Source organism: Dehalococcoidia bacterium, assembly GCA_035310145.1.
Taxonomy (GTDB): Bacteria; Chloroflexota; Dehalococcoidia; order CAUJGQ01; family CAUJGQ01; genus CALFMN01.
In genome coordinates, this window is record DATGEL010000112.1 from 1 (window position 1) to 2,160 (window position 2,160).

The following is a 2,160-nucleotide window of genomic DNA, read 5'->3' on the forward strand; positions in this document are numbered from 1 at the left end:
GCGCGTCGATCAGACACATGAGGAGACGGGATGAAACGTGCGCTTATAGCGCCGGAGGAGTCGGCGCGTCGATCAGACACATGAGGAGACGGGATGAAACGTGCGCTTATCACGGGGATCACCGGCCAGGACGGCAGCTACCTGGCCGAGTGGCTGCTGGCCCAGGGCTACGAGGTCCACGGCGTCGTTCGCCGATCCAGCACCGAGAACTTCGACCGCATCGCCCATCTGACGGGGCGGCTGAGCCTGCATCAGGCCGACCTGCTCGACCAGCTCTCGCTCATCGACGTGCTGCGGCAGGTGCGGCCGCAGGAAGTGTACAACCTCGCCGCCATGAGCTTCGTGCCGACCAGTTGGAAGCAGCCGGTCCTTACCGGCGAATTCACCGCCATCGGCGTCACCCGCATGCTGGAGGCCATCCGTCTGCTCGACCCCAAGGGCATCCGCTTCTACCAGGCGTCGTCCAGCGAGATGTTCGGCAAGGTGCGCGAGACGCCGCAGAACGAGAAGACGCCGTTCAACCCCCGCAGCCCCTACGGCGCGGCCAAGGCCTTCGGCCACCACATCACCGTCAACTACCGCGAGGCGTACGGCCTGTATGCCGTCAACGGCATCCTCTTCAACCACGAGTCGCCGCGCCGCGGGCTGGAGTTCGTCACACGCAAAGTCACGAACGCGGTGGCGCGGATCAAGCTGGGCGTGCAGCACGAGCTGGCGCTGGGCAACCTGGATTCGCGGCGCGACTGGGGCTTCGCCGGCGACTATGTGCGCGCCATGTGGCTGATGCTGCAACAGGAGCGGCCCGACGACTTCGTGATCGCCACGGGCGAAACGCACTCGGTGCGCGAGTTCGTTGAGGCGGCGTTCACCGCCGCGGGGCTGGACGGCTGGGAACGGTACGTGACGGCGGATCCGCGCTTTCTGCGCCCCACCGAGGTCGAGCTGCTGCGCGGCGACGCGAGCCGCGCCCGCGAGACGCTCGGCTGGCAGCCCACCGTCTCCTTCCCGCAGCTTGTCGCGATGATGGTGGAAGGCGACCTCGAGCTGGAACAGCGCCGGCTGCATGGGCGGGACTAACAGATGGTTTCAAAACCGGCGTTCTGGTGGTCATGCACGCGCAGCACACGACGATCGAGCCGGTTTTGAAACCATGTCTTAGGGGCGGGGCGATCCTGGGTGCAGCGATCCAGGGAGCGGCGAGTTAGCGAGGTATGGTAGGGACCGTTCGTGAACGGCCCGTCGCGTCCTGGACGCTGCCCGGGCCAAACGCTCTCCCGGCCGGCAACGGAGACGCCGGCGCAGACCTCAGACGGGCGGGGGAAAGGGGCTCGGCGAGGCGTGCAGCGCCAGCGCCAGGATTTCGTGCGTGCGGCGCGTTTCCACGGCGGGCAGCTCGTGCTCGACCAGGCTTAGCGTCTCCGCGATCAGGCCGTAGAAGTCGGCCAGCGTCTCATCGTTCGGTGCCGAGAGCACGGCGCTGATACGTTCGTACGTCGCCGGCGGCGTCTTCGGCATGGCGGCCAGCGTCTCAGCCGTCCACTTCAACTCCGGCCCGGTGGCGAAGTAGACGCGGTTCACCGCCGCCAGCAGCGCCAGCAGGTTGCGGATCATGCCGCAGAGCAGGTCGTAGAGGCCGGGCAGCTCGCCGCGGTCCAGCGCCAGCCGCCGCGGCACCCACTGCGGGTAGAAGAAGAGGTGCGCCCGTGCCATCGCCTCGGCCAGCGCCTGCGGATAGCGGGCGATGCGGTCGTGGCGCAGCCGCCACTCGGCAGCGCCGTGCAGCGGCACCGCGCCCAGAAAGCCGGAGAGCGCCTTCTGCTTCGCCGGGTCGATGTCGGCGCGTTCGAGCACGGCGTCCACCCGCTCGCGCCAGGCGGCAAGGGCGATGCTGCCCACGTCGATCTTGAGCGTGCCGAGAAAGTACTGCTCCAGGCGGCCGCCGTGCTCGTCCGCCGGCACGAAGGTGAAGCGCTCGGCGCCCAGCGCCTCCAGCGGCGGCTCCTCCAGCCAGTCGGTGTCCACGCTCTCCCAGTAGACGGCGATATCGAGGTCGGAGTAGTCGTCGGCGCGGCCGGCGGCCACCGAGCCGCCGACGAGGATCATGCGCACGCCCGGCCGCGCCGCGTAGAGCGCCGCGATCTGCCGTGCCAGCGCCAGCCG

At 68.8% G+C, this 2,160-nt stretch carries 2 protein-coding genes; one reads left to right on the forward strand and one right to left on the reverse strand.

Going from position 1 to position 2,160, the window contains the following annotated elements:
• The first annotated feature begins 93 nt into the window (after positions 1 to 93).
• Complete coding sequence (gene gmd, locus VKV26_21110) at positions 94 to 1,077, forward strand: GDP-mannose 4,6-dehydratase (protein HLZ72412.1); 984 nt, start codon at positions 94 to 96, stop codon at positions 1,075 to 1,077.
• A 228-nt stretch (positions 1,078 to 1,305) separates the two neighbouring features.
• Here gmd and VKV26_21115 read toward each other — a convergent pair.
• Positions 1,306 to 2,160, reverse strand: an 855-nt coding sequence (locus VKV26_21115) for a hypothetical protein (GenBank protein HLZ72413.1), incomplete at its 5' end; no start/stop codon positions are given.